At 68.5% G+C, this 26,946-nt stretch carries 30 protein-coding genes; 14 read left to right on the top strand and 16 right to left on the bottom strand.

The window, feature by feature from the left end:
• Nucleotides 1–27: 27 nt before the first annotated feature.
• The 4 genes from OD997_RS14235 to OD997_RS14220 are packed head-to-tail and all read right to left on the bottom strand — an operon-like array spanning nucleotide 28 to nucleotide 3,753.
• Nucleotides 28–1,062, bottom strand: a complete 1,035-nt coding sequence (locus OD997_RS14235; RefSeq protein WP_434332159.1) for an acyltransferase family protein — start codon at nucleotides 1,060–1,062, stop codon at nucleotides 28–30.
• A complete protein-coding gene (locus tag OD997_RS14230; protein ID WP_434332158.1) occupies nucleotides 1,059–2,015 on the bottom strand; it encodes a D-alanine--D-alanine ligase family protein in 957 nt (318 codons plus the stop codon). Before OD997_RS14230 ends, OD997_RS14235 begins: the two co-directional genes overlap by 4 nt.
• On the bottom strand, nucleotides 2,012–3,148 hold the full coding sequence (alr, locus tag OD997_RS14225) for an alanine racemase (RefSeq protein WP_434332157.1): 1,137 nt from the start codon (nucleotides 3,146–3,148) through the stop codon (nucleotides 2,012–2,014). The genes OD997_RS14230 and alr (OD997_RS14225) overlap by 4 nt, the downstream gene beginning before the upstream one ends.
• Complete coding sequence (locus OD997_RS14220) at nucleotides 3,145–3,753, bottom strand: M15 family metallopeptidase (protein WP_434332156.1); 609 nt, start codon at nucleotides 3,751–3,753, stop codon at nucleotides 3,145–3,147. The genes alr (OD997_RS14225) and OD997_RS14220 overlap by 4 nt, the downstream gene beginning before the upstream one ends.
• A 102-nt stretch (nucleotides 3,754–3,855) precedes the next feature.
• Between OD997_RS14220 and OD997_RS14215 the strand changes: the two genes are divergently transcribed.
• Together OD997_RS14215 and OD997_RS14210 are read left to right on the top strand one after the other, a co-directional pair.
• The gene (locus OD997_RS14215) at nucleotides 3,856–4,527 is read left to right on the top strand and encodes a response regulator transcription factor (protein WP_434332155.1); all 672 of its coding nucleotides are present in this window, start codon (nucleotides 3,856–3,858) and stop codon (nucleotides 4,525–4,527) included.
• On the top strand, nucleotides 4,514–5,632 hold the full coding sequence (locus OD997_RS14210) for a sensor histidine kinase (protein ID WP_434332154.1): 1,119 nt from the start codon (nucleotides 4,514–4,516) through the stop codon (nucleotides 5,630–5,632). The genes OD997_RS14215 and OD997_RS14210 overlap by 14 nt, the downstream gene beginning before the upstream one ends.
• Nucleotides 5,633–5,639: 7 nt before the next feature.
• On the opposite strand, the gene OD997_RS14205 is transcribed toward OD997_RS14210, so the two are convergent.
• Nucleotides 5,640–6,296, bottom strand: a complete 657-nt coding sequence (locus OD997_RS14205) for an FMN-dependent NADH-azoreductase (RefSeq protein ID WP_434332153.1) — start codon at nucleotides 6,294–6,296, stop codon at nucleotides 5,640–5,642.
• A gap of 77 nt (nucleotides 6,297–6,373) precedes the next feature.
• Between OD997_RS14205 and OD997_RS14200 the strand changes: the two genes are divergently transcribed.
• Both OD997_RS14200 and OD997_RS14195 read left to right on the top strand, forming a co-directional pair.
• On the top strand, nucleotides 6,374–6,712 hold the full coding sequence (locus tag OD997_RS14200) for a winged helix-turn-helix transcriptional regulator (protein WP_120494934.1): 339 nt from the start codon (nucleotides 6,374–6,376) through the stop codon (nucleotides 6,710–6,712).
• On the top strand, nucleotides 6,709–7,206 hold the full coding sequence (locus OD997_RS14195; RefSeq protein ID WP_434332152.1) for a hypothetical protein: 498 nt from the start codon (nucleotides 6,709–6,711) through the stop codon (nucleotides 7,204–7,206). Before OD997_RS14200 ends, OD997_RS14195 begins: the two co-directional genes overlap by 4 nt.
• Before the next feature lie 111 nt (nucleotides 7,207–7,317).
• Here the strand turns inward: OD997_RS14195 and OD997_RS14190 are convergent, their stop codons facing one another.
• On the bottom strand, nucleotides 7,318–8,835 hold the full coding sequence (locus OD997_RS14190) for an SDR family NAD(P)-dependent oxidoreductase (protein ID WP_434332151.1): 1,518 nt from the start codon (nucleotides 8,833–8,835) through the stop codon (nucleotides 7,318–7,320).
• A gap of 247 nt (nucleotides 8,836–9,082) precedes the next feature.
• Between OD997_RS14190 and OD997_RS14185 the strand changes: the two genes are divergently transcribed.
• The 7 genes from OD997_RS14185 to OD997_RS14155 all read left to right on the top strand — a co-directional run bounded on the left by OD997_RS14185 (nucleotide 9,083) and on the right by OD997_RS14155 (nucleotide 13,046).
• Nucleotides 9,083–10,147: a M4 family metallopeptidase gene (locus OD997_RS14185; RefSeq protein WP_434332150.1), complete on the top strand. Its 1,065-nt coding sequence runs from the start codon at nucleotides 9,083–9,085 to the stop codon at nucleotides 10,145–10,147.
• Nucleotides 10,122–10,427, top strand: a complete 306-nt coding sequence (locus OD997_RS14180; RefSeq protein WP_434332149.1) for a protealysin inhibitor emfourin — start codon at nucleotides 10,122–10,124, stop codon at nucleotides 10,425–10,427. The genes OD997_RS14185 and OD997_RS14180 overlap by 26 nt, the downstream gene beginning before the upstream one ends.
• An 80-nt stretch (nucleotides 10,428–10,507) precedes the next feature.
• On the top strand, nucleotides 10,508–10,846 hold the full coding sequence (locus OD997_RS14175) for a hypothetical protein (protein WP_434332148.1): 339 nt from the start codon (nucleotides 10,508–10,510) through the stop codon (nucleotides 10,844–10,846).
• 60 nt (nucleotides 10,847–10,906) lie between these two features.
• Nucleotides 10,907–11,143, top strand: a complete 237-nt coding sequence (locus OD997_RS14170; RefSeq protein ID WP_434332147.1) for a hypothetical protein — start codon at nucleotides 10,907–10,909, stop codon at nucleotides 11,141–11,143.
• Nucleotides 11,127–11,807: a hypothetical protein gene (locus OD997_RS14165; RefSeq protein ID WP_434332146.1), complete on the top strand. Its 681-nt coding sequence runs from the start codon at nucleotides 11,127–11,129 to the stop codon at nucleotides 11,805–11,807. Before OD997_RS14170 ends, OD997_RS14165 begins: the two co-directional genes overlap by 17 nt.
• Nucleotides 11,808–11,850: 43 nt before the next feature.
• Nucleotides 11,851–12,588, top strand: a complete 738-nt coding sequence (locus OD997_RS14160) for a ribonuclease H family protein (protein WP_434332145.1) — start codon at nucleotides 11,851–11,853, stop codon at nucleotides 12,586–12,588.
• Between the two features lie 38 nt (nucleotides 12,589–12,626).
• Complete coding sequence (locus tag OD997_RS14155; protein WP_434332144.1) at nucleotides 12,627–13,046, top strand: DoxX family protein; 420 nt, start codon at nucleotides 12,627–12,629, stop codon at nucleotides 13,044–13,046.
• Nucleotides 13,047–13,145: 99 nt separating this feature from the next.
• On the opposite strand, the gene OD997_RS14150 is transcribed toward OD997_RS14155, so the two are convergent.
• Together OD997_RS14150 and OD997_RS14145 are read right to left on the bottom strand one after the other, a co-directional pair.
• Nucleotides 13,146–14,123: an SRPBCC family protein gene (locus tag OD997_RS14150; RefSeq protein WP_434332143.1), complete on the bottom strand. Its 978-nt coding sequence runs from the start codon at nucleotides 14,121–14,123 to the stop codon at nucleotides 13,146–13,148.
• Between the two features lies 1 nt (nucleotide 14,124).
• Entirely contained in the window at nucleotides 14,125–14,520 is a 396-nt protein-coding gene (locus OD997_RS14145; RefSeq protein ID WP_434332142.1) for an ArsR/SmtB family transcription factor, read from the bottom strand.
• 125 nt (nucleotides 14,521–14,645) lie between these two features.
• On the opposite strand from OD997_RS14145, the gene OD997_RS14140 reads away from it, so the two are divergent.
• Complete coding sequence (locus OD997_RS14140) at nucleotides 14,646–15,692, top strand: NAD(P)-dependent alcohol dehydrogenase (protein ID WP_434332141.1); 1,047 nt, start codon at nucleotides 14,646–14,648, stop codon at nucleotides 15,690–15,692.
• Nucleotides 15,693–15,805: 113 nt separating this feature from the next.
• Here OD997_RS14140 and OD997_RS14135 read toward each other — a convergent pair whose 3' ends face one another.
• From OD997_RS14135 to OD997_RS14115, 5 genes are read right to left on the bottom strand one after another with little or no spacing between them, the layout of a single operon-like run.
• Nucleotides 15,806–16,744, bottom strand: coding sequence for a PfkB family carbohydrate kinase (locus tag OD997_RS14135; protein WP_434332140.1), 939 nt, complete (start codon nucleotides 16,742–16,744; stop codon nucleotides 15,806–15,808).
• The gene (locus tag OD997_RS14130; protein ID WP_434332139.1) at nucleotides 16,738–18,249 is read right to left on the bottom strand and encodes a glycoside hydrolase family 32 protein; all 1,512 of its coding nucleotides are present in this window, start codon (nucleotides 18,247–18,249) and stop codon (nucleotides 16,738–16,740) included. The genes OD997_RS14135 and OD997_RS14130 overlap by 7 nt, the downstream gene beginning before the upstream one ends.
• 36 nt (nucleotides 18,250–18,285) lie before the next feature.
• Nucleotides 18,286–19,119, bottom strand: coding sequence for a carbohydrate ABC transporter permease (locus OD997_RS14125; RefSeq protein WP_055876214.1), 834 nt, complete (start codon nucleotides 19,117–19,119; stop codon nucleotides 18,286–18,288).
• A gap of 7 nt (nucleotides 19,120–19,126) precedes the next feature.
• Entirely contained in the window at nucleotides 19,127–20,062 is a 936-nt protein-coding gene (locus OD997_RS14120; protein ID WP_434332384.1) for a carbohydrate ABC transporter permease, read from the bottom strand.
• Entirely contained in the window at nucleotides 20,062–21,444 is a 1,383-nt protein-coding gene (locus OD997_RS14115) for an extracellular solute-binding protein (RefSeq protein WP_434332138.1), read from the bottom strand. The genes OD997_RS14120 and OD997_RS14115 overlap by 1 nt, the downstream gene beginning before the upstream one ends.
• 195 nt (nucleotides 21,445–21,639) lie before the next feature.
• On the opposite strand from OD997_RS14115, the gene OD997_RS14110 reads away from it, so the two are divergent.
• Nucleotides 21,640–22,665, top strand: a complete 1,026-nt coding sequence (locus OD997_RS14110; RefSeq protein ID WP_434332137.1) for a LacI family DNA-binding transcriptional regulator — start codon at nucleotides 21,640–21,642, stop codon at nucleotides 22,663–22,665.
• A gap of 22 nt (nucleotides 22,666–22,687) precedes the next feature.
• The gene (locus OD997_RS14105; RefSeq protein WP_434332136.1) at nucleotides 22,688–23,479 is read left to right on the top strand and encodes an IclR family transcriptional regulator; all 792 of its coding nucleotides are present in this window, start codon (nucleotides 22,688–22,690) and stop codon (nucleotides 23,477–23,479) included.
• Here OD997_RS14105 and OD997_RS14100 read toward each other — a convergent pair.
• Genes OD997_RS14100 through OD997_RS14090 form a run of 3 tightly spaced genes read right to left on the bottom strand, consistent with a single transcriptional unit; the run spans nucleotide 23,462 to nucleotide 26,877 of the window.
• A complete protein-coding gene (locus OD997_RS14100; protein ID WP_434332135.1) occupies nucleotides 23,462–24,235 on the bottom strand; it encodes an IclR family transcriptional regulator domain-containing protein in 774 nt (257 codons plus the stop codon). The genes OD997_RS14105 and OD997_RS14100 overlap by 18 nt on opposite strands.
• A 36-nt stretch (nucleotides 24,236–24,271) precedes the next feature.
• The gene (alr, locus tag OD997_RS14095) at nucleotides 24,272–25,402 is read right to left on the bottom strand and encodes an alanine racemase (RefSeq protein ID WP_434332134.1); all 1,131 of its coding nucleotides are present in this window, start codon (nucleotides 25,400–25,402) and stop codon (nucleotides 24,272–24,274) included.
• On the bottom strand, nucleotides 25,399–26,877 hold the full coding sequence (locus tag OD997_RS14090; protein ID WP_194763077.1) for an amino acid permease: 1,479 nt from the start codon (nucleotides 26,875–26,877) through the stop codon (nucleotides 25,399–25,401). Before OD997_RS14090 ends, alr (OD997_RS14095) begins: the two co-directional genes overlap by 4 nt.
• Nucleotides 26,878–26,946 lie beyond the last annotated feature (69 nt).

The following is a 26,946-nucleotide window of genomic DNA, read 5'->3' as shown; positions in this document are numbered from 1 at the left end:
TCCGGGCGTCACCCTGCCGTCCGGGCGTCACCCTGCCATCCGGGCCGCAGCCACGCGGTCGACGATGAGCAGCGGATCGAACAGCGACCCGAGTCCGATCCGCATGAGCCCCGCGTGCGTCGCGAGACAGATCGTGATCACGACCGCCGTGAGCACGATCGGCCAGACGACCTCGACCGCCGGGGTCGCGACCCAGCCCAGGCCCCGGAGCGCGCCGTCGATCAGAGCGAGCGGGATCATGTGGATCACGTAGATCGGCAGGGTCCTCTGACCGATCCAGCGCAGAGGGCGGGCGATCATCTCCGCATGACGGTCGAGCAGCGCGCACGCCGCCACACCGAAGGCGACCGCGACGATCGCCGACAGCGGCCAGATCCCCGGCCACTGCCGCATGCCCAGCACCCCGACGGCGCCGACCGCCGCGACATATGCGCCTCCGAGCATGAGAGTGCGGAGAGCTCCGGATGCCGCGGCGAAGCGCTCGATGATCGGCCGCAGCCTGAGCCCCGCGAGGAAGAAGAACAGGTTCTGCACGAGTTGCCACAGGTTCCCGAGATCCGGAAGGAGTCCCGCGGCGGCGATCGCCGCGATCACGAAAGCGACCGGCAGCGCCACCCCAGTCGGCACGTGACGGACCAGACGCGCGATCAGCAGGTACACCGCGAGTGCGAGCAGATACCAGAGGTTCGTGGGGCTGATGGTGAGCTGCGCGAGCAGCTGCCATACGTTCTCCGCCCTGGCCGTGTCGAAGTCGGGCGTCAACGCGAGCACGAAGGTCTGGATGATGACCCAGATGACGTAGACGCCGGCCAGTCGTCCCGCGCGGCGACGCCACGACTCTCCGGCCGGAGCGTTCACGGCACTTGCGGCGAACATCCCCGAGATCAGGAAGAACAGCGGCATCCGCAGCGGGAGCAGCTGCGCGTTGAGCGTCGCCCATCCTTCGGTGACCACCCCCGCTCCCTCGAGCTGGATCGCGTGCTTGGTGACCACGTGCCACAGCACCACCAGGATGATGCAGACGCCCTTCGCGACATCAGGCCACCCGACGCGCGCGGTCACCGCCCCGGCACCTCGGCGGCGCACACCAGGCGCGACACCAGGTCGACGTACGACACGTCGGCCGCCGCGAACATCCGCGGCACCTGAGATGCCGCGGTCAGCCCAGGCATGGTGTTGACCTCGTTCAGCACCGGCCCCTCCGCGGTGAGGAAGAAGTCCATACGGGCGACGCCGGCGCAGCCGAGCGCGTCGAACATCGTCAGTGCGGCCCGGCTGAGGGCGGTCGCGTCGGCATCCGAGAGCTGCGCCGGCACCGTGAACCGTGCGCTGCCGTCGTACTTCATGGCGGTGTCGAAGAGTCCGGCCGCGTGGATCTCCAATGGCGGAGCCGCCCAGCGCACCCCGCCGGCCTCCCGGATCACCGCGACGTCGATCTCGCGCCCCTGCACGACCTCCTCGACGAGGATGCGGCGATCGAACCGTGCGGCCGCGCGCAGCGCAGCCCCGAGCTCACCCTCCTCGCGCACGAGCGAGACACCGTAGCTCGATCCCGCCGACACCGGCTTGACGACCACCGGGCCGTCGAACTCGGCATCCCCGCAGTCCGCCGCATCGATCATGCGCCCTCGGGCCGTGCGGAGTCCCGCAGCCTCGGCGACGAGTTTCGTCGCCCACTTGTCCATGCCGATGGCCCCGGCCCGAGGCCCGGATCCGACCACTCGCACGCCCGCGAGCGCGCACAGCGCCGCGAGAGCGCCGTCCTCTCCCAGCGCTCCATGCACCGCGGGGAATACGACGTCTGCACGGGCGATGAGCGACAGCGTGAGAGCCAGGGAAGAGGCGGCGGTGGCACCCTCCGAGACGCCCGCCACCTCCCAGATCCCGTCGCGCGAGATCGTCACCGTGCTGACCTCGTATCCCCCGACACCCAGGGCCTCGGCGACCGCCGCGGCAGAGGCGAGCGACACGTCGTGCTCGGCGTTCTGCCCTCCTCCGACGACCAGCACCCTCACGCGATCACCCTCTCGACCCGAGCGCCGATACCGGTGACGATCGTGTGCGGGATGCTCCCGGCCCACCGCGCCCACTCCTGCACGCTCGGCACCGCTTCGCCCTCCGGGCCGAACACGACCGCGGTGGCACCCCGCGGCACGATCGCATCCCCCGTGTCGACGACGATCTGATCCATCGACACCCGCCCGACGATCGGACAGCGGATACCGTCGATCGCGACCGCGGCGCCCGTCGCAAGCTCACGGGGGATGCCGTCGGCGTACCCGACCCCGATCACGCTCAGATGACTGGTCCGCTCGGTCACGAACGCACCGCCGTAACCCACCGGAGTGCCCGCGGGCACGACACTGCTGTGCACGACCGATGCCGTCAGCCGTGCGGCGCCCTGCAGCGCCACCGTCTCGGACGGATCGATGCCCACGAGGCCAGCACCGACGCGAACCAGGTCGAAGTGCGTCGCAGGGTCGGTCAGAGCGCCGGATGTCGCGGCGAGGTGCACGAGCAGCGGACCGAACCCGGCGCGCAGCACGGCATCCCGGGCCTGGCGCATCCGCAGCACTGCGGGGGCGTTGCGAGCGGGGTCGGCGTCGTCGGCGCACGGCAGGTGTCCCATGACTCCGACGACCTCCACGCGCCCCCGGCCCGCACGCGCCAGCTGCAGCAGCTCGGACCAGTCCTCCAGGGGCACTCCACCTCGCGACATCCCGGTGTCCATGTGCAGGTGCACGCGCACGCGTCCCGCGGCCAGCGGCGCGGCGTCGGCGATGAGCTGTCGCAGCTCCTCCACCGACCCGACCGCGATGTCGACGCGATCGGCGATCGCCCGTGCGACGTCCACCCCTGACGGGTTGAGCCACGCCAGGATCGGCACCTCGATGCCCGCACGGCGCAGCGCGGTGGCATCCTCCGCATCCGTCACGCCCAGCCATTCGGCGCCCGCCGCGATCGCCGCGCGAGCGACCGTGACGGCTCCGAGGCCGTAGCCGTCGGCTTTCACGACCGCCATGATGCGGGCGTCGGTGGCGGATCGCATCCGCTCGACGTTCGCTGCCACCGCTGCGGGGATCGTGTGAAGAGTGGGCGCGTGCATGCGCGAGAGGGTGAGACGCGGGGTCGTCAGTGTCGTGCTCATCGCTGGGTCCTCGGATCGGCCGTCGGGTCGTCGTACATGAGCGGGCAGCCGTTGGCGACGGCTGCCGGGCGCAGCTCGAAGTGCCAGCGCTCGTTCGCGTAGATCTGGCAGAGCCCGAACTCGGCGCCGTAGCGCGAGAGCCAGTCCTGCGCGGCGACCGGACCCAGATCGACCGCGTCGCCCGACACGTGCTCGGAGTTCTCGGGAGTCGCGACCCAGCGGGCTGCCTCCTCCTCGGAGCCGTACTCGACCACGGCGTCCTGCCGCAGCACCTGCTGATACGCGGCCGATCGCCAGCCGCCGTTCACGTGCACCCGCACACCGTCGAGCTCGGCGGCGGTCGCGGCGGAGCGCACAGCAGAGAGCAGGTCGGGGTCGAGGTTCGTGACGGCCGGCACCTCGTCGAACACCGACACCGCGCCTTCTTCGCGGATGACGCCGTCGGACTCGGTGAGGGAGGCGGCCGAGAGCTGCGGAGCGACGGATGCCGACGCCAGCGACTGCTGGCCGATCAGCACGATCGATCCGATAATGGCGGCAGCGAGCAGCGCGACACCGATGATCGCGGTGCGGCGTCGCCGACTGAGGGCAGTGCGTGTGTTCATGTCCTCAGTCAATTCAGGCGCCTGTTGCCAGGGCGTATGCGCTTTTGCATACGCTCCCGATATGCCCGGGTGCGTAAGCTCTGAGCACATGAGAGCTGTGCCGTGCGTGTGCTGATCGTCGAGGACGAGCCGTATCTCGCCGAGGCCGTGCGCGACGGACTGAGGCTCGAGGCGATCGCCGCCGACATCGCGGGAGACGGCGACACGGCGCTCGAGCTCCTGAGCGTCAACTCCTATGATCTGGCCGTCCTCGACCGCGACATCCCCGGCCCTTCGGGTGACGACGTCGCCCGCTCGATCGTGGCTTCGGGCAGCGGCATCCCGATCCTCATGCTCACTGCGGCCGACCGCCTCGACGACAAGGAGACAGGCTTCGAGATCGGTGCCGACGACTATCTGACGAAGCCCTTCGAGCTGCGCGAACTGGTGCTGCGCCTGCGAGCCCTCGACCGCCGCCGTCAGCGCGTGCGTCCGCCCGTGCTCGAGATCGACGGGCTGCGGCTCGATCCGTTCCGTCGCGAGGTCTACCGCGACGGCAGATACGTCGCCCTCACCCGAAAGCAGTTCGCGGTGCTTGAAGTGCTCGTCGATGCGGGCGGCGGTGTGGTGAGTGCCGAGCAGCTGCTCGAGCGCGCGTGGGACGAGAACGCCGATCCGTTCACCAACGCCGTGCGCATCACCGTCTCGTCGCTGCGCAAACGGCTCGGGGAGCCCTGGCTGATCCTCACCGTGCCGGGAGTCGGCTACCGCATCGGGACGGATGCCGATGGCTGACCAGATCCGCACGCCCCGGCGCCGCGGCATAAGCGCCCGCTGGAAGCTCACGCTGAGCTACGCGGGCGTCGTGGTCGTGTCGGGCATCGGGCTGCTCGCCGCGGTCGCCCTCTACCTGCTGCGTTACGTGCCCGATGTCGCGATCATCGCCGACCGCTTCGTGCCGAACCGCTCGGACCTCATCCGCGCTTTCGTCCCGGTCGCGATCGTGATGATGCTGGTGCTGCTCGCTCTGGGGCTGGGCGGCGGGTGGCTCATCGCAGGGCGCATGCTGGCGCCCCTCGACCGCATCGGGCGCGCGGCCCAGCTCGCAGCCCAAGGGTCGCTGTCGCATCGTGTCGCGCTCGAAGGGCCTCGGGATGAGTTCCGCGACCTCGCCGACGTGTTCGACTCGATGCTCGAGCAGCTCGAGGCGCACATCGCCGAACAGCAGCGGTTCGCCGCCAACGCCTCGCACGAGCTGCGCACCCCGCTCGCGATCTCGCAGACCATGCTCGAAGTCGCCCGCAACGACCCAGACCGCGACGTCGACGCTCTGATCGACCGACTGCACGAGGTCAATGCGCGGGCCATCGAGCTGACCGAGGCGCTGCTGCTGCTCAGCCGAGCCGAGCGACGCACCTTCACCCGCGAGCCGATCGACCTCTCACTGCTGGCCGAGGAATCCGCCGAGACGCTCCTCCCCCTCGCCGAGCGCCGGGGCGTGACGATCGATGTCGGCGGCGACACCGCGAACGTCCTCGGATCCCCCGCACTGCTGCAGCAGCTCATCACCAACCTCGTGCACAACGCGATCGTGCACAATCTGCCCGCCGACGGCACCGTGACCGTCCGCACCCATGTGCTCCCCGAGGCCGTCGCGCTGGTGGTCGAGAACACCGGTGAGGTGCTGCCCGCGGATCGGGTCGCCACCCTCGCCGAACCGTTCCAGCGAGGCGCCGACCGCACGCGCGGCGACGATCACGCGGGCGTCGGCCTCGGGCTCGCCATCGTGCAGCGCATCGCCCAGACCCACGACGGATCGCTCGTGCTCACAGCCCGCAGAGGCGGCGGGCTGAACGTGACGGTGTGGCTGCCGCATCCGTTCCCCCGCCCCCTGGCCTGAGCGCAGGTCAGGCGACCTGGTCGCCCCGGAGCGCGGCGAGCTCGCGGCCGTACGTGCGAGCATCCGTCTCGGCGTTCTCCTTGAGCTCGCGGGCGGTGTCGGCGAAGGCATCCAGTGCCGGGTTCACTCCCACGAGGGTGAACGGACGCTCGACGATGCGCAGGTCGAGGCCCCAGACATCTTCGAGCACGCGGCGCAGCCACCCGGTGGAGTGGTCCCAGCCCTCCTTGGGGGTACCGGGGGCGTAGTTGCCGCCGAGCACCGTGACGAGGGTCGCCGGCTTGCCGCGCAGCGCGGTGCCCTGCGGGTCGATGCGGGGGTCGGTGTAGGCCAGGTCGAACCAGGTCTTGAAGTGCTGCGAGACGCCGTAGTTGTAGAGCGGCACGGCGAAGAGCAGCGCATCGGCGCCGATCAGCTCGTCGGCGAACGTGGTGCCGAGGGCGCGCGCGGCGCGCTGGGCGTCGGTGCGCTGCGCCTCGTCGACGAAACCGCCGGTGACAGCATCCGCCCAGGCCGTCGCAGGCACGGGGTCGGTGGCCAGGTCGCGGCGCGTGACCGTGGAGTCCGGGTGGGATGCGGTCCACTCGGCTTCGACGAGGTCGGCGAGCGAACGGCTGGCGGACGACGCGGGAAGGATGCTGGCATCGAGGCGGAACAGGGGCATGAGGCTGCTTTTCGTTTGCGTAGTCGCTCTGTTTTTCTTAGCGACTCGCGTTAACGTAGCACAGGTATGATGGGCGCATGGCCGAGATCGACGAAGAGAGTCACGTGTGCGACGCCGCCGTCACACTGGCCTTCAGCGTGCTCGGCAAACGCTGGAACGGCATGATCGTGTCGTCCCTCGGCGGCGGCCCCTCGACCTTCGTGTCACTGCGCCGCGCGGTCGCCGGCATCAGCGACACCGTGCTCTCCGACCGCCTCGCCGAACTCGCCGATGCCGGCCTCGTCTCGCGCGCGGTCGACCCCGGGCCTCCCGTCGCAGTCTCCTACGCCCTCACCGACAGCGGCCGCGGGCTGCTGCCGATCCTCGACCAGCTCGGCACCTGGGCATCCGAGAACCTCGAGATCCGAGCCCGATGACGACGCCTCAGGCACGACGCCCCCGCCGCGCCTGGTGGATTCTGCTGCTGCTCGGCGCGCTCGTCCTGGTCGGCGCCGCCGCACTCGCGTTCAGCCCGGGTTTCCGTCTCGCGCCGCCCGTCGCCTTCGGCGACGAGCTCTCCGTGGACCTCAGCGAGGGCGATCACGCGGTCTATGTGACCCCGTCGGATCAGTGGAGCGAGATCGAGTGCACCGGCACGTTCCCCGCCGGTGGCGTGCTGCAGCTGAGGCCCGACATGCTCCAGCAGGCGATCCTTCTCCCCGAGCGATGGGACGCCCAGGGCAGCTTCTCGCTGGGCGTCGCCTCCCCCGGAACGATCACGTGCGACGGCCCGGTGGCCGATGGCCGGTTCACGGTCGGACCGGTGATGACGTTCTTCACGGTCGTCGGCGCCGTGCTCCTCGCCATCCCCGGCATCCTGCTGGTGATCGCCGGCGTGGTCGTCGTAGCCGTGCAGGCTCGACGCCCGTAGGCCGGCAGGGCCGAAGCACCGAAGCAGGGTTTCGAATCGCGCACTTTGCCGTTTTCCCACCGCGAACCCTGCAAAGTGCGCGATTCGAAACCCGCGGGGCGGCCGCCGAACTCACCAGGGGCTGGGCTCGTAGTCCTTCAGGAAGACGCCGTGGATGTCATCGCCCGCCTCGCCGCGCACGATCGGGTCGTACACGCGGGCTGCTCCGTCGACGAGGTCGAGAGGGGCGTGGAAGCCCTCCTCGGCGAGGCGCACCTTCGTGTAGTGCGGACGCTCGTCGGTGATCCAGCCGGTGTCGACGGCGGTCATCAGGATGCCGTCGGTCTCGAGCATCTCGCCCGCACTCGTTCGCGTCAGCATGTTGAGCGCGGCCTTCGCCATATTGGTGTGCGGGTGACCGGGGCCCTTGTAGCGGCGGGAGAACTGACCCTCCATGGCCGAGACGTTCACCACGTACTTGCGATGAGCCGACGACGCGGCCATCGAGGCGCGGAGGCGACTGATGAGCAGGAACGGCGCGGTCGTGTTCGCGAGCTGCACCTCGAGCATCTCGAGCGGATCGACCTGATCGATCGACTGCACCCAGCTGTTCGTGCGATTGACGTCGGGCACGAGTCCGCCCGCGTCGATCGCGGTGCCGTCTGCGTGCTTCTCGAGCGACGACGACCCGGGGGCCATCGCGAGCCGCGCGAGGTCTTCGGCGGTCAGTGCCTGACCGCCCTGCTCGGCGACGGTGCCGCCGAGAGCCGCGACCGACAGCAGCGGGTGCGCATCGACCGACGCCTGCAGCGCCTGCGGATGCGGATCGGCGGTGTGCCCGAACGTCTCCATCTCGGGCAGCGGTCCGTCGGGAAGGGGCTGCAGTTCGGCATCCGCCAGCAGCGAGTACGAACCGGGCGAACGGCGCACGGTCTGTGCGGCGTTGTTGATCAGGATGTCGAGCGGCCCCTGCGCCGCGACGGAATCGGCCAGCCCGATGACCTGAGCAGGGTCGCGCAGGTCGATCCCGACGACGCGCAGGCGGTGCAGCCAGTCGGCCGAGTCGGGCAGTGCCGAGAACCGACGCACGGCGTCGCGCGGGAAGCGTGTGGTGATGGTCGTGTGGGCGCCGTCGCGCAGCAGCCGCAGAGCGATGTGCATGCCGATCTTGGCGCGTCCTCCGGTGAGCAGGGCGCGCTTGCCGGTGAGGTCGGTGCGGGCGTTGCGCTTGCCGTGGCTGAAGCGCGCGCAGTCGGGGCAGAGCTGGTGGTAGAACGCGTCGACTACCGTATACGGCTGCTTGCAGATGTAGCAGTTACGGGGCTTGAGCAGCTCGCCGGCGATCGGGGCGTCGACGACGCTGGTCGCCAGGTCGTGGCCACGGGTCTCGTCGTCGATGCGATCGGGGGCGCCGGTGGCGGTGCGGGCGACGACGGCCTTGTCGGCCTCGGCGATCGCATCGCGGATCTCTTTGCGGCGCACGCGCTTGACGGCCTTGAACATCGCGGCGGTCGCGTGACGGACGGCGACGAAGTCGGGGTGCTCGTTGTCGATCTGGTGCAGTTCCGAGAGGACCCGCAGCGTGGTGGCGAGGTCTTCGGGGTCGATGCCGGCACCCAGGTCGGAGGTGGCGTCGGGTGCGTCGGTCATTGTGCCGATTTTACGCGAGATCCCGGGGTGTTTTCCTGGGAGCCCCGAGGGTGTCCCGCCCCGCGGAATACGGCCCCCTCGCGCGGTCCGCGTGCACGCGCGAAGTCCGATCGCGTGTGCGCAGTCCGGATGCCGGGGATTCAGACTTCTGTGGCGCAATTCGCCTCGTGTGGCGCACATGCTCCGAGCGCGACGACATACGCCGTTGACTTGCCGGAACGTCAGACCCCCGGCGTAGGGTCTGAACATGAGCAGCCACACCGAAACCCCCGGAGTCGTCCCGTCCTACCTGCTCGCGCGCCTGGCCGAGTCGGGCCGCTACCCCCGCGCGGCCGCCGCCGCGAGGCAGACGCTGACGGCGGGCAGACCGCCGTTCCGTGCGCGCATCGACCTGTCGATCGACGAGAACGGCGATCTGGTCGCCGAGCTGTCCGACGCGCCCAACCGCACGATCAGCGACGCGGGCAACACGCAGACGCTCCCCGGTGCGATCGTCCGCAGCGAAGACGATGAGCCGGTCGCCGACGCCTCCGTCAACGAGGCGTTCGACGGGCTCGGGGCCACGTTCGAGATGCTGCTCTCGGCCTTCGGCCGTAACTCCCTGAACGACGCCGGGGCTCCGCTCGACGCCACGGTGCACTACGGCGTCGACTACGACAACGCCTTCTGGGACGGCGAGCGCATGGTCTTCGGAGACGGCGACGGCGAGGTGTTCGTGGGCTTCACCTCATCGACCACCGTCATCGGGCACGAGCTCGCGCACGGCGTCGTGCAGTACACCGCGAACCTCGAGTACCAGGGCCAGCCCGGCGCGCTGAACGAGTCGATCGCCGACGTCTTCGGCGCGCTCACCGAGCAGTACCTCCTCGGCCAGAGCGCGGCCGATGCGACGTGGCTCATCGGTGCCGAGATCTTCACGGATGCGGTGCAGGGCAAGGCGCTGCGATCGATGATCGAGCCGGGCACCGCCTATGACGACGACGAGCTCGGCAAAGATCCGCAGCCGGCCCACATGAGCGGATTCGTGCGCACGACCGAGGACAACGGCGGGGTGCACATCAACTCCGGCATCCCGAATCGCGCGTTCGCCCTGTTCGCGATCGACCTCGGCGGCAACGCCTGGGAGGCCGCGGGCACCGTTTGGTATCGGGCGCTCACCGGCGGGCTGTCGAGCACCGCGAACTTCACCGAGTTCGCCGACGCGACGGTCGCCGCGGCATCCGCGATCGACGATGCCACGGGCGCAGCCGCTCGACGTGCGTGGACGACCGTGGGAGTCTATGGAGATGAGCGAGTCCCCTCCACCGACTGACGCGCAGGTCGTCATCGCCGTGGTGCGCACGGGCGGCATCGCCGGCATCCGTCGTCAATGGCGCGTCGAACCGGATCCGGCGGAGTCCCACGACTGGATCGCCATGATCGAGAGCTGCCCATGGGATGCCGATGCGGATGACGCCACGGGAGCCGACCGGTTCGTGTGGCTGATCCGCGTGCGCACCCCGTCGGAGAAGCGCGAACGGGAGCTGCCCGACTCCGAACTCGCCGGCCCCTGGCGGCAGCTCGTCGACGCCGTGCGCGCGGCATCCGACTAGAGAGCTCCCCAACGGGCGAGGCGACCACGACGAACCGCCGCCATCGCGCATGATGGATCGACGACACGAAGGGGAACACCATGCCGACGAGCGAAGAGGCCACACGCCTGCTGCAGCTGTCACGAGATGCGTTCGACCGCGGCGATTCGGTGCTGCACCTGCAGGCCGAAGTCAGCCGTCTCACCGGCCAGGCGTCGTCGTGGGGCTCCGCAGAGAACGACTTCGTGAGCGATGACCACGTCGGGTATTTCCTCAGCGAGGTCGAACGCATCGGCTGGCGCCTCGAGCAGACCGGATACACCTTCGTGGAATCGGGCGCGACGACCTCGGCGCGCATGCTGAGCACCGGAACCGGCGTCGTCAACCACGGCCACGTCGCGGGCTACTTCACGTTCCGTCGCATCACCCCGTCTGCCTGAACCGATCCATCCGGTGTGAATCCGGCGCCCCCGCCGGCAGGCGGGAGCAGAATGGGACCCATGGGACTTTTCCAGCAGCGATCCGACGAAGAAGAGAACCAGTGGACTCTGCCCTCTGAGCCGCTCGAACGCTCGGAGTCCGAGGTGCTCGACGAGGCTCCCACCGTGGATCCGTTGTCGATCGGTCTAGGCCTCGGCCCCGGCGCGTCCGTCAGCTCGGTCGCCTTCCCCGTGGCACCGCCCGCACCGGAGGCGGTCTCGATCGAGAACCGCGAACCGGATGACAGCGACGACTGACACTCTGCTGGCGGCGTTGCCCGCGGACGCCACGCATCACGACGCCGAGCGCCTGCTCCGCGACGAGGGGTGGGAGCCGTGCGGCGCCGGCGACTGGGCGATTGCTCTGCAGTCGCCCGATGGCTTCCGGGTCGCACGGATCAGTCCGTTCGATCCCGTCGGCCCCTACACCGCGGCCCTGTATCGCCAGGCCGCGCAGACCCGGCTCGCACCCGAGTTGTTCGCCCATCGACGACTCGAAGGCGGCGGCGACCTGATGATCATGGAGCGCCTGCATCCCGCGGATGAGCAGGATGCGTCTCGCTTCCTCCGCACGATCGAGTCCGGCGATTCCGCCGTGTCGGACCTCGTCGACGTCGTGCGCCGCGTCCACGCTCGCGCCCTCGCCGAGCTCCCCTGGTGCGGCCCTCTCGACGAGAACCCTGCGAACGTGATGAGTCGCGACGACGGCACTCTCGTGCTGATCGATCCGTACTTCGCCGATGGGCCGGCTCTGTATGCGGCAGCCGGATCCGACCCGGATTCCGTGGCGGCGCGCATCCCGATGGATCAGCGCCGCTACATGACCGAGATCCCGCTCGCGTACTCCGGGCCATGGCCGGAGGAGTCGCGCGAGGAGATGCGTCGGGGACTCGCCGCCGCGGACGCGCGCCGAGTCGAGTGACCGCCGCGCGGGCGATGTCGCCCGTCGCGGCTACGGTTGAGGGATGACGATCACCGCCGCCGCAGACGGCTCCGCCCTGGGCAATCCCGGCCCCAACGGCTGGGCCTGGTACATCGACGACGACAACTGGGCCGCGGGCGGATCCCCGCACGGCACGAACAACCAGGGTGAGCTGAGGGCTGTGCTCGAGCTGCTCCAGGCGACGGCGGGCATCACCGAGAAGCTCATGATCGAGTGCGACAGTCGCTACGTGATCGATTCGGTGACCAAGTGGATGCCCGGGTGGAAGCGCAAGGGCTGGCGCAAGTCCGACGGCGGACCGGTGCTCAACCGCGACCTGCTCGAGGGCATCGATGAGGCGATCCGCGGACGCGATGTCGAGTTCTCGTGGGTGAAGGGCCACGCCGGCCACCCTCTCAACGAGGCAGCCGACGAGCGGGCGAACGCCGCGGCCAAGGCGTACCAGGCGAAGCAGGAGCCGCGCCGGGGGCCCGGATTCACCCTGGCGACGGATGCCGGCTCAGCGGCGGCAGAATCCGCTCCGATCGCCGCCGCAGCCACGCGCGCGGAGGATGCTCCCGCTGCGTCGCCGACCGTCACGACGGCGATCGCCGAGCCGCTGTGGGCCGAGCCGTCGGATCTGCTCGACAGCCTCTACGCCCCGATCGACGACCCCATCGAGGTGCGGTTGGCGCTGTCGAGCGACGAGCATGCCCGCCTGCGCGACCGCGCCGAGGCGCAGGGCATCACACTCGAAGAGGCGCTCCGCCGCCTGATCTGAGGCGTCTCGACCCCCGCGAGCCCGCGTACACTCGCACCATGTCGAAGAAGAATGTCGCACGCACCGTCGGTCGGATCTTCCTCGGTTCCTTCCTCGTCTTCGCGGGCGTCTCGCATCTGACGTTCGCGCGCGAGGAGTTCCAGGCACAGGTGCCGGACTGGGTGCCGCTGGATCCTGACGTGACCGTGCTCGCGTCCGGTGTCGTCGAGGTCGGTCTGGGCGCAGCGCTCCTCGTCGCGCGCAAGCGTCGAGGACTGGTCGGAGTGCTCGCGGCGCTGTTCTTCGTCGCCGTCTTCCCCGGCAACATCGCACAGTGGCTCGAGCACCGCGACGCCTTCGGGCTCGACACCGACACCAAGCGCTTCGTCCGACTGTTCTTCCAGCCGGTGCTCATCGCCCTGGCGCTCTGGTCGACGCGCACTCCGCGCCGCACATCCGCCGCATCTTCCGACTCATAGCAGCGAGCGCTCGTTCACGATTCAGCATCGGCGAGGGCAGGACAGCAGAAGAGGAGGCGGTTCCCCCGGGAACCGCCTCCTCGTGCTGAGTCGTGAACGTCAGACCGCGAGCAGCTCCCGCTCGAGACGGTCGTACGACGTCTCCATGCCGTCGGACATGCCGGTGGCGAGGATCATGTCGCGCGTCTCCTTGTCGGGGTACTCGATCAGCAGGGTGATCAGCGTCGCGCCGTCCTCCTCGTAGAGGTTCAGGTCGTTCAGCGTCTCCACCGGCATCCCGACCATCCGCTCGGTGTTGACCGACCGGCGAGGCGCGTCGATCAGCAGCGCCTCCCCCTCGAAGCCGAACGGCTGTCCCTCGGTGTCGCCCACCGGCGCCCACGAGTTGCGGTACGTCTGGCCGACCTCAGTGGCGACGATGCACTCGGTCATCTCCCACCCGTCGGGTCCGAGCAGCCACTGCTTCATGAGCTCGGGCTCGTTGTGGGCGCGCCAGACCAGCTCGCGCGGCCCCTCGACGAGGCGGGTGATGCGCACGTGCACGTCGTCGAGCAGCTCGACCCGCGTGCCCTTTCCCTGCGCGTAGTCGCGGAGGTCCTGCAGCACGGCGTCGATCTGGCTCATCGCGAGCTTCGTGCCCTCGACCGCACCCATCGAGACGACCTGCTCCAGTGCATCGGCAGACGCGAAGTGGCTCGCGGTGACCATGCGCGTGCCCTCGGCGGTCGACTCGAACGAGAAGACCATCCGCATCGAGGGCAGGTTCGGGTCAGGGGTGCCCTGCTCGTCGGCGAACGAGTCGAGCACCTCGAAGCCGTGCGGGGCCTCGATGCGCAGGAACTCCCAGGTGCCCGAGGCCTTCTCGCCGCGGGGGCCGTTCATCGTGTAGTTCGCCTTGCCGCCGACCGTGTGATCCCAGGCGGTGAAGGTCGCCGGCCATCCGGGAGGACCCCAGAAGCGCTCGAGCTGGCGCGGGTCGCTGTACGCGGCCCAGACGCGCTCGATCGGCGCCGCGAAATCGGCGACGACGGTCATGGTGAGGTTGTCGGCATCGGTGGTGACATCCGTGACGGGCATGTCAGTCTCCTTCTTCGGTTCGTGGATCTTCGGTGGTGCTGGTGGTGTCGGATGCGGGTGCCGGCGGCTCGGCCAGCAGGTCATCGAGCCGGGCGATGCGCGACCGCCACAGCTCTTCGTATCGGGCGAGGAGCGCCCTGGCGCGGGCGATCATCTCGGGGTTCGCGCGGACGAGCCGCTCGCGTCCCTCGGCGCGCTTGACGATGAGATCCGCCGCTTCGAGCACGGCGACGTGCTTCTGCACCGCGGCGAACGACATCTCGTATTCGGAGGCGAGGGTCGAGACGGACTGCTCCCGCTCGATCGTCCGGCGCAGGATGTCGCGCCGGGTCGACGTCGCCAGTGCGTGGAACACACGGTCGACCTCCGCTTCGCTCAATTCTCTTTGTGCAACCATTTGGTTGTACGTTATGCCTGGGCCGGGTGGATGTCAAGAGGTTCGATAATTGAAGTGGCAGGGTCGAGCGCTCCCGCCTTCCGCACCGCGCGGCAGACCGCTCGTGCGCCAGGAAGAAGAATCACATGAAAGCTCTCCGCTACGTCGAGATCGGCAAGCCCCCCGTCGTCGTCGATATCCCCATCCCGAAGCCCGGCCCCGGCCAGGTGCTGCTGAAGGTCACGGCGGGCGGCGTCTGCCACTCCGACGACTACGTCATGGGCCTCCCCGAGAAGGACTACCTCGAGCAGAGCTACCCGCTGCCGCTGACGCTCGGTCATGAAGGCGCGGGCATCGTGCACGAGATCGGCGAGGGCGTCGACTCGACGCTGAAGGTCGGCGACGCCGTGGCGGTCTACGGCCCCTGGGGCTGCGGCCGCTGCCACAACTGCTCGCAGGGCATGGAGAACTACTGCACCAACGCCGCCGCAGAGGGCATCCGCCCTCCCGGCCTCGGAAACCAGGGCTCGATGGCCGAGTACATGATCGTCGACGACGCCCGCCACCTCGTGCCGCTCGGCGACCTCGACCCCGTGCAGAACGTCTCGCTGACCGACGCCGGCCTCACGCCGTACCACGCGATCAAGCGCTCGCTCCCGAAGCTGGGTGCGGGCACCTTCGCCGTCGTCATCGGCACCGGCGGTCTCGGCCACGTCGGCATCCAGATCCTCAAGGCGATCTCGGGCGCCACGGTGATCGCCCTCGATGTCAACGACACGAAGCTCGAGCTCGCCACAGAGGTCGGCGCAGACCACGTGCTGATCAGCGATGCATCCGCCGCCGAGAAGATCCGCGAGATCACCGGAGGTCTGGGCGCGAACGCGGTGTTCGACTTCGTGGGTGCGAACCCGACGATGGCCCTGGCACAGAGCGTCGCCGCTCTCGATTCGGACGTGACGATCGTCGGCATCGGTGGCGGGACGATGAGTCTCGGTTTCGGTGCGATCGCCTACGACGCCGCCGTGCGCATCCCCTACTGGGGCTCGCGGTCTGAGCTGATCGAGGTCCTCGATCTCGCCCGCGCCGGCAAGATTCACGTCCAGACCGACACCTACTCCCTCGACGACGGCCCCAAGGCATACGAAGATCTCGCCTCGAACAGCATCCGCGGCCGCGCGGTCATCGTCCCCTAGACGGCGATTCCGCAGAGTGCGGCCGCTCCGACTCGCCGTCGGAGCGGCCGCCGCTGTCTACGGCGACGCTCGGAACGCCACCCCGCCCGCCGAGAGAGATTGAGGGTGCCGCGTCAGAGCACCGAGCTCTGCGCCAGCTCATGCAGACGAGGCGGGGCCGCTCCGGTTCTAGACACCGCGACGGCCGCACTGGCGAGCGCAGCGTCGGCGGCTCCTTCGAGCGCACTCAGGACATCGCCGTCAGGAGCGAAGACGTCGGCGGTCAGCTCGGGGATCAACCCCGCGGAGACGATCCCAAAGACGAGACCGGACATGAACGCGTCCCCGGCACCGATCGTGTCGACCACCGTCACGGGCGACGCTCGCCTCGTCACCGGGTCTCCCGCACCGGCGATCGCGGTGAGGCAGCCCTCGCCACCCCTCGTGACGACGGCCATCCTGGCTCCCAGAGCGAGCACGTGCGCGAGCACATCATCGCCGCTGCGACCGGGGTAGAGCCAGTCGGCATCCTCATCGCTGAGCTTCACGACGTGAGATGCGGCCATGATCGCCTCGACGCGCGCCACGGCTGCGGCTCGCGGTCCGAGAAGCGCAGGCCGGATGTTCGGGTCGTACGTGCGCAGAGCGCGACTCGAGACCGTGCGGAGCATCGCATGGACGGCGTTCGCCCCGGGTTCGAGCGACGCACCGATCGAGCCGACGTGGATGAGGTCTGCCTCCGCTGCCTCGGCGATCGCGGCCGACTCGGAGAGGGTCCATTCGATGTCGAAGTCGTAGACGGCCGCGCCGTCGACGCCGATCGCGGCGGTGGCCCGAGAGGTGCGCTCCCCGACTCTGCAGCTCGCCGAGGCCAGAGAGACGCGCTCACGGATCAGGTGCTCCTCGAGCATCCGTCCGTACGCGTCATCGCCGATTCGGGTGAGCAGTCTCGTATCGAGCCCGAGTCTGGCGAGACCGACCGCGACATTCATGGGTGAGCCGCCCGGATGCGGCACGCCGTCGACGACATCGACGAGGGCCTCACCGACGACGAGGCAGCGGGGAATCAGCATCCCCTCTCCGCGATACCCGCTCGCGCCCCCTGCAGAGATCCTCCGACGGCTGACACGGTGTAGGTGCGCGGCGAGGCGACGGGAATCAGCGCAGTGAGCACCCTCTCACCGTTCTGCGCGAACAGCTCGACCGAGGACACCCGCTCATTCAGTTCGTCGATCCAGATGTCCCATCCGATCTCGCCCGGCCGGTCGAGACTCATCGAGGGAGACCCATGAAAACCTGACGGCATTCCCGCGCCGGGACGTTCGAGCTCGATGCGTCCGCTCTCACGGTCCTGACGGATCACGATCTCTCCGTCATCCGCCTCTGATCCGATGCGCAGCTCGACGCTCTGCGCACCGCCGAAGTTCGCGGTGAAGCGGACCCGCGCGGCACCGGCGACCCCTTCGGCGAGCGCGACGACACCGGTCGCACCGCCGAGGTCGATGCTCTCACCGAGCTCGAGTCCGACCGCCAGCTCCTGCCGCAGTCGCACGTCACCGCTCTGATCGCGTACGAGCGAGAGGCGTCGGGGAAGAGTCATCGCACTGCGGTGTTCATCGGAATCATCGGTCGGGATGCGACCGGCATACTTCCAATTGTCCATCCAGGCGATGAGCGTCCGCTCGTTGCGCGAGAGGCCGTCGAACGTGACCCCGGCATAGCAGTCGGGTCCGAAGTCGATCCAGCCGTAGCGCTCCAGCTCGTCGCGCGACTGAGTCCCGTCTCTCAGCAGCGCACGCGTCGGAGTGGGATGGGGAACGGAGGCGCGGAACGTCGTGCCGTCGAAGTCGCCCACGACGTAGTGCGTCCCCGAACCGCCCGCGATCCCGCCGGGGTTGAGGCTGATCAACAGCACCCAGCGCACGTCGGTCTCGTCGCCGTCGACCGCGAGCGGGAACATGTCGGGGCACTCCCAGACGCCGCCGACCGGGCCCGCCGGGCCGTAGGACGACAGGTAGGTCCAGGTCTTGAGGTCGTCGGAGCGGTGGAACAGCACCTGGCGATCCTCCGCCTCGACCGCGACCATCACCCAATACCCGTCTCCTCCGTCGTCGTAGCGGAACACCTTCGGGTCACGGAAGTCGCTCGTGCCGCGGTCGAGCACAGGATTGCCGTCGTACTTCGTCCAGGCGTACCCGCCATCCGTGCTGTACGCGAGAGCCTGCGCCTGATGCCCCGGCGCCGCGGCCGTGTAGAGCGCGACGAGCGGAGGCTCCTCAGCCGTGCCGAATCCCGAGGTGTTGCCGTGGTCGACGACGACAGAACCCGAATAGATCTGCGCATCGTCATCCCAGAGGATCGCCGGGGCATGCTCGGTCCACCGCGTCAGGTCGGAACTCGTCGCATGACCCCAGCTGAGGTTGGCGTGCTCGATGCCCTGCGGGTTGTACTGGAAGTACAGGTGGTACAGACCGTCGTGGAAGACGAGACCGTTCGGATCGTTCATCCAGTTGTTGCGCGGGGCGAAGTGCATGCGCGGGCTCGTGGTGCGGACCGGGGGAAGGTCAGTGGGGGTCACCGGGGTAGTCGTCTTTCTCTGTGATGGGGGCGTGCGTCACTTGCCGACGCCCGCTGTGAGTCCTTCGCGCAGCGGCTTCTGCCCGAAGAAGAACACCAGGAGCGCAGGGATCATCGAGAGGATCACTCCGGCGAGCACCGTCGAGATGCTGCCGGTGCCGAGGTTGCCCTGCAGCGTCACGAGTCCCAACGGCAGGGTGAAGTTCTGGTCGCTGATGGTCATGATGAGCGGTCGGAAGAACTCGTTCCAGTGGTAGTTGAAGGCGAGGATGCCGACGATCGCGAGCGCCGGCGTCGCCAGCGGCAGGTAGACGCCGAAGAACGTGCGCCAGGGCCCTGCGCCGTCGAGCTGCGCGGCTTCGCCCAGTTCGGTCGGGATCCCCATGAAGTACTGCCGCATCAGGAACGTGCCGAAGGCGGTGGGCAGGGCGGGCACGATGAGCGCCAGAAGCGTGTCGGCGAGCCCCATCCCCCTCACCAGCATGAACACGGGCACGATCGTGACCTGCAATGGAACCATCATGGTCGCGAGGATCAGCGCGAAGAGAATCTTCTTGCTGCGGAACTCGAACTTGGCGAAGACGTAGCCCGCCATCGCCGCAGACAGCATCTGCCCCGCGGCGACGAGCATCACCACGAGCGCGCTGTTCCAGGCGTACAGCCAGAGCGGGATCTTGGTGAAGACATCGGCGAACGCTCCGAAGCCGACCGTGACCTCTTGAGTGACGCTGTCGGTGGGCGAGAGCGCCGTGACGAGGGTCCAGACGACCGGCCCGAGAGTGAGGAACGCCGCCAGCCCGAGGATGACGAATTTTCCACCTGTGCCGAGGCTGTGGGCCCACGAGCGCTTCGTGATGATTGTCGTAGTCATGATGGCCTCACCCGTAGAAGACGAATCGGCGGCTCAGCCGGAACTGGATGGCCGTGACGAGCATGATGAGAAGCGTCAGCACGATTCCGATGGCGGAGGCGCCCCCGAAGTCGAGCTCCCGGAAGGCGGACTCGTAGATCACCATCACGGCGGTTCGGGTCTCATCGCCGGGCCCGCCGCGGGTGAGCACCCACGGCTGATCGAAGATCTGCAGCGCGTTGATGATGGCCATGACGGATGCCACCAGCAGGGTCGGGCTCACGAGGGGCAGCGTGATCATGCGGAACTGCGTCCACCCGGCCGCGCCGTCGAGCGATGATGCCTCATAGACCTCGCTCGGGATCGCAGCGAGCCCTCCGATGAAGAGCAGGAACGTGAAGCCGAAGTTCTGCCACACGTAGACCAGCAGCACCACGACTTTCGCCCCGAAACCGGTCGTCAGCCACCCGACGTCGGCGATGCCGATCAGGTTGAGCGTCTGGTTCACGAGCCCGAATTCCTGGTTGAACAGGTACGCCATGATGAGCGAGACGGATGCGGCCGAGAGGATCAGAGGGAAGAACAGCGACGACCGGAAGAAGGTGCGCAGCCACGCCGGCATCTTCGATTGGACGAGGATGGCGAGCACCAGCGCGACCGTGAGCTGCAGGATGACCGCCACGATGACGAAGCCGACGGTGTTCAGGAACGACACGCGCACCGTCGGGTTCATCGCGAGGTCGACGAAGTTGTCGACTCCGACGAAGACCGGATCGGAGATGATGTCCCAGCGGAAGAACGCAAGGACGAACGATCCGACGATCGGGACGAGGTTGAACAGCCCGAGGCCGATCACCGTGGGGGCCAGGAAGACCCAGATGATGGACCGGCCCGAGCGGGCGACGGTGCCGGTCTCGCCGCGTGCTCCCGGCGGGACCGTGAGGGTTCTAGTGCTCTCCGACATCATCGTCCTCCCAGCGCGATCTCGAGATCTCGCTGCATCGTCTCCAGTCCGCGGCGCACACCGGACGGGCCGTTGGTGATGGTCGACACCACGTTCTTGAGCAATGCCGACTCGACGGCGGCCTGCTGCGGAGGTGCCGGCATCGGGCCGGTGTCGGGGAACTTGTCGAGGGTGTCGTAGAAGACCTCCCAGTGGGCGGGGCCCACCCCGGCTCCGTACAGCTCGGCGTTGAGCGAGCGGCGAGGCAGAGACGAGTCGGGTCGCGGATGGGCGATCTTCATGCCCTCGACCGAGACGCAGTACTTGAGCCACTCCCAGGCCTCGTCCTTGCGCGGAGAGGTCTCCATGATCGCGTAGCCGCCTGCGCCGAACTGATGCCGCTGCCCCGACATCCGTGGGAAGTAGGTGACGTCATAGGCGTCATTGGCGACGCCGGCCTCTTCGAGACCGCGAACCCAGAATCCGCCCGCGGGAGTCATTCCGACCGCGCCGGTGGAGAACAGCGAGACCAGCTCGTTCCCGCCTCCCTGTGCAGGGTTCGCCGCAAGACCCTCCGAGACCATGCGTTCGAGCACCGAGAAGCTCTCGACGGCATGCTCGTTCAGGGCGTCGGCCTGCTTCCACACGTAGCCTCCGCTGCGGGCCGGCTGGTCGGGATAGAAGCGATCCCAGAACCAGTCCCCTCCGCCCGCCTTCTCTTCGCGCAGGAAGCTCGTGTTGTTCACGTACAGCCAGGGGACGACGCCGCCCCACAGGCGGTTGTTCCAGAAGTAGGGCAGGAACTGACCCGACGCGCTCTTCTTCATCGCACGGGCGGTGCCGAGGAACTCCTCCAGCGTCCAGTTGTCGGCGGGGCGTTCGAGCCCTGCGCGCTCCATGGCCTGGGTGCTGTAGAAGACGTTCGCCGCATTGAAGTTGTCAGGCATCTGGAAGAGGCTGCCCTGGTACATGAACGCCTCGATGAGCGTCGGATTCACGTCGTCGAAGTACTCCTGCATCTCCGCCGCGTCTCTGCGCACGAAGTCGTCGAGCGGGTGCGCGAGGCGCGACGCGAAGAGCTGCGAACCTTCGGTCGCGACCGTGACGACATCCGGGGGCGTGCCTGCCGCGATCATCGTGAGGATCTTCGCGAAGTACTCGCTCCAGTCCTGACCCTGGATGGCGACGATGCGCACCTCGATGCCGGGGTGCTTGCGCTGGAATCCATCGATCAGCGACTGACGGGCCACCGCGTCCTGCGCGGTGCCGAAGAGGGCGACCGTCAGAGTGTCGGTTCCGCGACCCGGGATGTCGGATCCGGTGAGCCGCGGCCACGAGACCACGGTGCCGACGATGCCCAATCCGATCGCGCCGAACAGAGCCCTGCGAGTGAGATCAACCACGATGTTCTCTCCTGAGTGAGTGACTCCGCAGGCGGGATGCAGTCTCCGCGCGGAGGTGCTGAATTGATTCAGCACGCCGAGATTAGCATCGTGGATCGGGGGCTGCAAGCATTTTGCTAAATCAATTCAACACAGGTGGTTTCGGGGCATCCCGTGCACTGCCTAAGCTGGAGATGTCACGACAGGAGGAAGCCGGTGCCGAAGAACGTCGATCGCAGGCCGACGCTCGCCGATGTCGCCGCGCTCTCAGGGATGTCGAAGACCGCCGTCAGCATGATCCTGAACGACCGACCGGGCTCGCGCCTCTCCGTCGACACCGCGCGCCGCGTTCGGGCCGCTGCGGAGGAGCTCGGCTACCGCCCGAACCCGGCGGCCCAGAGCCTGCGCCTCGGCAAGACCAAGACCCTCGGCTTCATCTCCGACCAGATCACGGTGACCCGCTACGCCTCCGAGATGATCCGCGGCCTGCTCTCCGCGGCGAAGGAGCACGGCCACACCGTCCTCATCGCCGAGACCGAGGGCGACGACGCGACGATCTCGGACGAGATCCAGGCGATGATCGATCGCCGAGTCGACGGCATCCTGATCGGACTCCTCGGAGCCCGCATGATCGAGGTACCTGAGACACCCGCCGACGTTCCCATCGTGATCGTCAACGGCACGTCGACCACGGGGCACCCCTCCGTGCTCCCCGACGAACGCACCGCTGGCCATGCGATGGCGCGCCTGCTCACGGAAGCCGGACATCGTCGTGTCGGAGTGATCGGCAACAACCCGCGCGCGGTCTCGTCGCCGTTGCACTCGGTCACCATCGGGCCGCGGTTCGACGGCATTCGCGCCGCGTTCGCCGAGGCGGGCGTCGACCCGCTCATCATCGACGTCCCCGAGTGGAACCCCGACATCGGATACACGCGGACGCTGCAGATGCTCGACGCGCACCCCGACCTCACGGCGATCCTGGCTGGCAACGACGGCGTGGCATTCGGCACGTACCAGGCGATCGCGGAGCGCGGGCTGCGGGTTCCCGACGATATCTCGGTCGCATCGTTCGACGATGAGGAGCTGGCGAGCTTCCAGCGACCGGGCCTGACGACTGCACGGCTCCCCTACGACGTCATGGGTCGCACGGCCGTCGAGATGCTGCTCGGAGAGCGCCCGCTCGGCGCGGTGCTGATCCCGATGCCGGTCATCGAGCGGGCCTCGATACGCTCCGTGGGCTGACGCACAGCGGTAGCCTCGTTCCATGCCACCAGCCACGCCGAGACCTCCCTCGTCGAGCAGCATGGGCCGAGGGCTCGATGTGCTCTCCTCCGTGGCGACGCTCACCCGCGACCTCCGACCGGCCACGGTCAGCGTGATCGCGGATTCCCTCGGTCGTGAGCGCTCACAGGTGTCGCGCACGCTGGCGAGCCTGGAGCGCTCGGGCCTCGTCACCAGAGGTGCGGACCGTTCATTCACCCTCGCGTGGGGATGGTACGCCGCCGCCCAGGAGCTGAGCGCACAGCGCCTGCGCACGCACGGCCTGGTGGTGCTCGAAGACCTGTCGTCGCGCCTCGGCGAAGCCGCCTTCCTCAGCGTGCTGCAGGGAGACACGACGCTCACCATGCTCGAAAGCCTTCCCGCCGACTCGCGCATGATCGGGTCGTGGATCGGACGCGCCTACCCTGCCTATTGCAGCGACGCCGGCCGTGCCACGCTGTGGGACGCCTCCGCCGATGAGATCCGCGCGGTGTTCCGCGCCACCGATTTCTCGCCTCAGGGGCCGAACACCCCCGCTTCGGTCGACGACTTCCTCTCACGGCTCGACGACGATCGGCGCCGAGGGTTCGCGATCGTCGACCAGGAGGCTGAGCCAGGTCTCTACTCGGTCGCCGCTCCCGTGTGGGACCACCGCGGCGAGGTCGTCGCCGCGGTCCAGGTGATCGGGACGCGCGACGTGATGGCGGAGCGCACGGCGACGTGCGGCGAAGCATGTGCCCGGGCTGCCGCCGAGCTCTCCCGAGAACTCGGCGGCCCGTCAGCCGTTCTCGCGTGAGGGCTGATCGGCGCCGGCTGCGGCGCTGAGCTCGCCGGCGAACTGCGTGAGCAGGGCCCGCGTGTCGCGGGTGATCCCCTGGGGGCGGTGCCTGCCACGCACAGCCAGGGAGGCGATGACCTCACCCCTGCTGCGGATGGGGAGGGCGAACTCGTCGATGCCCTCGTCGTATTCCTCCGCGGCGGCGACGAGCGAATCCTCGCGGTCCCGTTCGAGCAGCGCCCACACATCGCGCGTCGAACGAGCGGCTGTCGGTCCACCGACCCCGACGAACTGCACGTCCTCGAGCAGCGCCTCGAGCTGCTCGAGCGTGTGATCCCAGAGCAACGCCCGGCCCGCACCGGTGCACCAGATCGGTGTGACGAGCCCCTCACGGATGGAGCGATCGAACCCATCGGCGGACCTCTCGCAGCGCAGCAATACACCGCGCGCACCATCGGCGATCGTGATCAGGGCGTTGAGACCTCGCTGCGAGGCGAGCGCCCGCAGCGCGGCTCGCGAGGCCCGCAACCAGGGTGCGTTGAGAACGGCAGCGGTGCGGAAGAACTCCGGCCCCGCCGAGAACAGCGCGTCGTCGTCGCGACTGAGGAGCTCCCGTGCGCGCAGCTCCTGCGTGAGCCGCGACACCCGGCTGCGCTCGATCTCGGTGGCCTCCGCCAGACGGGAGGCATTGAGTCCGGGACGAGCGCGGCGCTCCTGGGAGACCGAGGCATCGAGAAGCTTGAGACCCTGCACGAGCGAGGATGAGGCTGCCATCGTTGCTCCTTCGTGCGGGTCGAGATCACGGCAATCCTATCCGGCGGCCGCGACCGGACGACGCGGCAGGAGCCGCCCCCAGGCGACGTAGAGATCGGCAGCGATGTGACCGTGCGACCGCTCGACATCGGCCGGGGCGATCACCTCGTCGCCTTGCTGGCCGAACAGCACCGCCTCGTCTCCCGGCGCTGCGCGCGGGATGCTCGAGACATCGACGAGGAAGCTGTTCATGGCGATCCGATCGACGATCGGTGCACGTCTCCCCCGCACGAGCACCTCGCCGGTGCCGCTGAGGCTGCGATGGATTCCGTCGGCATATCCCAGAGGGATCACGGCCAGACGCGCATCGTGGTCGAGACGGTGCCAGCGCTCGTATCCCACAGTGCTGTCACGCGGATAGGCATTGATCGCCGCGATCCTCGACACGACCCGCATGGCAGGACGCAGCGCGCCGCCGACCGTGTCGGAGTCGCCATACAGCCCCGCGCCGATGCGCACGAGGTCGAACCGAGACTCGGGCACCGTGAGTGCCGCGAACGTGGTCGCGCAATGCCGCGCGATCCGATCATACGCATGCGTTCCGGCGAGCAGCACACGGGTCTCCTCGTCAAAGCGCGATGCGCCCTCGGCCACATCGGCAGCGTCTTCGCAGGGGAAGTGGGAGCACAGGCCGACGACCTCCAGGTGCGGGTCTGCGAGAACGGCGGTCACGGCATCCAGGCCCCCGGCTTCACCGAGGTCGATGCCGTCGCGACCGAGTCCGGTCGAGTTGAGCGAGAGATGCACGCGAATCCTGACCCCCCGCGCCGCCGCGGTCACTCCCACGATTCCCGCGTGCTCGACTCCGCCGACCCATTCCTCCAGGCCGAAGCGGATGCCGTCGTCGATCTCCTCCCGCCCGGCGGGGCGCACGCGCATCAGTCGCCCGACGAACCCCGCCGCACGAACGGCGGCGGCGTCGTCGTTCGAGGCCACCCCGACGATCGCGATCCCCTCGGCGACGAGCAGCGGTGCGACGATGTCGATCCCGTGCCCGTAGGCGTCGGCCTTCACGACCGCGCAGAACCCGACCTCCTCGCCGAGCTCTGCGCGGATCGTGCGGATGTTGTGCGTGATCGCGTTCCGGTCGATCTCCACCCACCCCGCCGCGGACGACGGAGCCGTCATGCCTCGACGGACTCGGCCTCGTGATCCTGCACGACATCACGTACGCCCTGGCGACCGTGACGCCACCAGAAGTACAGGTAGCAGGCACCGACGAAGGGGATGCCGAAGTAGAGCGCGGCCACCTGGTTCGGGTCGAACGCGATCGCGATGATCGAGATGAGCAGCAGAGAGAATGCGACGATCGGCAGCGCGGGGTAGAGCGGCGTGCGGTAGGCCAGATCCTGCACGCGTCCTCCTTCGCGCACGAAGGTGCGGCGATGGAAGAACTGCGAGGCGACGATCGACATCCACACCGCGACGACCGCGAATCCGGCGATCGACACGAGCACCAGGTAGACCGTTCCGGCCGCGATCACGCTCGTCAGCAGCGAGACGAGACCGATGAGGATGCTGACGCTGAGCGCGATGAGCGGCACACCCCGCCGGGTGAGGCGGGTGAACGCCTTCGGGGCGTGACCCTCCTCGGCGAGCGAGAACAGCATCCGCGCGCAGGAGAAGAGTCCGCTGTTGCCGGCCGAGAGAAGCGCCGTGATGATCACGAAGTTCATGATGTCGGCGGCGTAGGGGACGCCGACGTACTGGAAGACGTCGACGAACGGGCTGCTGGTGACGCTGGCCTGGTCGTACGGCAGGATCGCGGCGATGACGGCGATCGCCCCGACGAAGAGCACCACGAGGCGCAGCACCGTCGAGCGCAGGGCACGGGGGATGTTCTTGGCGGGGTCCTTCGTCTCGCCGGCGGCGACACCGATCAGCTCCGAGCCGCTGAACGCGTAGAAGACGGCGAGGGCGGTGACGATCACACCGCTGAATCCGTTAGGGAAGAGGCCGCCGGGAGTCTCGAAGTTGCTGAAGAGCAGTGCCGGCGGATGCTCTGGAGACAGCGGTGTGAATCCGAAGATCGCCGCGCCGCCGAGCACGATCAGGCCGACGATCGCGATGACCTTGACGAGCGAGAACCAGAACTCCGCCTCGCCGAACACGCGAGCCGAGATCGCGTTGAGCAGGAACAGCACCGCCGCGAAGATCAGGCACCACAGCCACACCGGAACCCCGGGGAACCAACGCTGCATGAGGATGCCGGATGCCGTGAACTCGGATCCGAGCGCCACCACCCAGCAGAGCCAGTACAGCCAGGCGGTGGTGAAGCCGGTCGCCGGGCCGATCGACCGCGACGCGTAGATGTGGAAGGCACCCGAGACCGGGTACGCGACCGCGAGTTCGCCCAGGCATGCCATGACGAGGTAGACGACGAAAGCGCCGATCAGATACGCGATGATCGCGCCGAGGGGTCCGGCCTGCGAGATCGTGTAGCCGGAGCTGAGGAACAGCCCCGAGCCGATCACCCCGCCGAGCGCGATCATGATCAGGTGACGGGCATCCATGGTGCGCTGCAGCCGACGCAGCGGCACCTGGGTGGCCGTCGTACTCGGCAGGACGTTAGGGAGGGGCTTCTCGCCGGGAAGAGGCGTCATCGGAACTCTCAATCGGGTTGTATGTGCATCATATTCACATCTATGTGCCAATGACGCATTTCTTTGGTG

This window comes from Microbacterium sp. CGR1, from assembly GCF_051062835.1.
Classification (GTDB): Bacteria; Actinomycetota; Actinomycetes; order Actinomycetales; family Microbacteriaceae; genus Microbacterium.
This window is presented reverse-complemented; position numbering and strand designations above follow the sequence as displayed.

Excerpts from the sequence above, each read along its gene's own strand:
- OD997_RS14140 (WP_434332141.1), top strand. The coding sequence starts at position 14,646 with ATGAAAGCTCTCCGCTACGTCGAGATCGGCAAGCCCCCCGTCGTCGTC.
- OD997_RS14170 (WP_434332147.1), top strand. The coding sequence starts at position 10,907 with ATGGGACTTTTCCAGCAGCGATCCGACGAAGAAGAGAACCAGTGGACT.
- OD997_RS14160 (WP_434332145.1), top strand. The coding sequence starts at position 11,851 with ATGACGATCACCGCCGCCGCAGACGGCTCCGCCCTGGGCAATCCCGGC.
- OD997_RS14190 (WP_434332151.1), bottom strand. The coding sequence starts at position 8,835 with ATGACCGACGCACCCGACGCCACCTCCGACCTGGGTGCCGGCATCGAC.
- OD997_RS14090 (WP_194763077.1), bottom strand. The coding sequence starts at position 26,877 with ATGACGCCTCTTCCCGGCGAGAAGCCCCTCCCTAACGTCCTGCCGAGT.
- OD997_RS14120 (WP_434332384.1), bottom strand. The coding sequence starts at position 20,062 with ATGTCGGAGAGCACTAGAACCCTCACGGTCCCGCCGGGAGCACGCGGC.
- OD997_RS14135 (WP_434332140.1), bottom strand. The coding sequence starts at position 16,744 with ATGCTGATTCCCCGCTGCCTCGTCGTCGGTGAGGCCCTCGTCGATGTC.
- alr (WP_434332134.1), bottom strand. The coding sequence starts at position 25,402 with ATGACGGCTCCGTCGTCCGCGGCGGGGTGGGTGGAGATCGACCGGAAC.
- OD997_RS14200 (WP_120494934.1), top strand. The coding sequence starts at position 6,374 with ATGGCCGAGATCGACGAAGAGAGTCACGTGTGCGACGCCGCCGTCACA.
- OD997_RS14175 (WP_434332148.1), top strand. The coding sequence starts at position 10,508 with ATGCCGACGAGCGAAGAGGCCACACGCCTGCTGCAGCTGTCACGAGAT.
- OD997_RS14210 (WP_434332154.1), top strand. The coding sequence starts at position 4,514 with ATGCCGATGGCTGACCAGATCCGCACGCCCCGGCGCCGCGGCATAAGC.
- alr (WP_434332157.1), bottom strand. The coding sequence starts at position 3,148 with ATGAGCACGACACTGACGACCCCGCGTCTCACCCTCTCGCGCATGCAC.
- OD997_RS14180 (WP_434332149.1), top strand. The coding sequence starts at position 10,122 with ATGAGCGAGTCCCCTCCACCGACTGACGCGCAGGTCGTCATCGCCGTG.
- OD997_RS14220 (WP_434332156.1), bottom strand. The coding sequence starts at position 3,753 with ATGAACACACGCACTGCCCTCAGTCGGCGACGCCGCACCGCGATCATC.
- OD997_RS14205 (WP_434332153.1), bottom strand. The coding sequence starts at position 6,296 with ATGCCCCTGTTCCGCCTCGATGCCAGCATCCTTCCCGCGTCGTCCGCC.
- OD997_RS14125 (WP_055876214.1), bottom strand. The coding sequence starts at position 19,119 with ATGACTACGACAATCATCACGAAGCGCTCGTGGGCCCACAGCCTCGGC.
- OD997_RS14100 (WP_434332135.1), bottom strand. The coding sequence starts at position 24,235 with ATGGCAGCCTCATCCTCGCTCGTGCAGGGTCTCAAGCTTCTCGATGCC.
- OD997_RS14195 (WP_434332152.1), top strand. The coding sequence starts at position 6,709 with ATGACGACGCCTCAGGCACGACGCCCCCGCCGCGCCTGGTGGATTCTG.
- OD997_RS14105 (WP_434332136.1), top strand. The coding sequence starts at position 22,688 with ATGCCACCAGCCACGCCGAGACCTCCCTCGTCGAGCAGCATGGGCCGA.
- OD997_RS14150 (WP_434332143.1), bottom strand. The coding sequence starts at position 14,123 with ATGCCCGTCACGGATGTCACCACCGATGCCGACAACCTCACCATGACC.
- OD997_RS14165 (WP_434332146.1), top strand. The coding sequence starts at position 11,127 with ATGACAGCGACGACTGACACTCTGCTGGCGGCGTTGCCCGCGGACGCC.
- OD997_RS14145 (WP_434332142.1), bottom strand. The coding sequence starts at position 14,520 with ATGGTTGCACAAAGAGAATTGAGCGAAGCGGAGGTCGACCGTGTGTTC.
- OD997_RS14185 (WP_434332150.1), top strand. The coding sequence starts at position 9,083 with ATGAGCAGCCACACCGAAACCCCCGGAGTCGTCCCGTCCTACCTGCTC.
- OD997_RS14155 (WP_434332144.1), top strand. The coding sequence starts at position 12,627 with ATGTCGAAGAAGAATGTCGCACGCACCGTCGGTCGGATCTTCCTCGGT.